Origin of the sequence: Stenotrophomonas sp. YIM B06876, from assembly GCF_030711595.1 — a bacterium.
GTDB lineage: Bacteria > Pseudomonadota > Gammaproteobacteria > Xanthomonadales > Xanthomonadaceae > Stenotrophomonas.
Map to the genome: position 1 here is coordinate 1 of NZ_JAUJUJ010000581.1, position 415 is coordinate 415.

Annotated in this window: 1 protein-coding gene; it reads right to left on the reverse strand. The window is 68.4% G+C overall.

The genetic code is table 11. The features are described from left to right. Window positions 1–415, reverse strand: a 415-nt coding sequence (locus tag QZH66_RS18565) for an aldehyde dehydrogenase family protein (RefSeq protein ID WP_305807256.1), incomplete at both ends; no start/stop codon positions are given.

Below are 415 nucleotides of genomic sequence, written 5' to 3' on the forward strand. Positions count from 1 at the left end.
CACATGGCCGTCGCGCGTGAAGCAGGCCACGCCGTTGCCGAACTCATGGTCGTTGACGAGCTGCACGGCCTCGCCAAAGTCCTTGGCGCGCACCACGGCGAGCACCGGGCCGAAGATCTCTTCCTTGTAGATGCGCATCTCGGGCGTGACATGGTCGAACAGCGTGCCGCCCATCCAGAAACCCCCTTCGCAGCCCGCGCCAGCGGTCTTGGCATCGAAGCCCCGGCCGTCGACCAGCAGCTGCGCGCCTTCCTGCACGCCGAGCGCGATGTAGCCGCTGACGCGCTCGTGCGCCGCGCGGGTCACGATGGGGCCCATTTCGGCGGCCAGGTTGGTGCCGTTCAGTACCTTCAGCGCCTTGGTGCGCGCGATCAGCTGGGGCAGCACCTTGTCGGCCGCATCGCCCACCAGCACG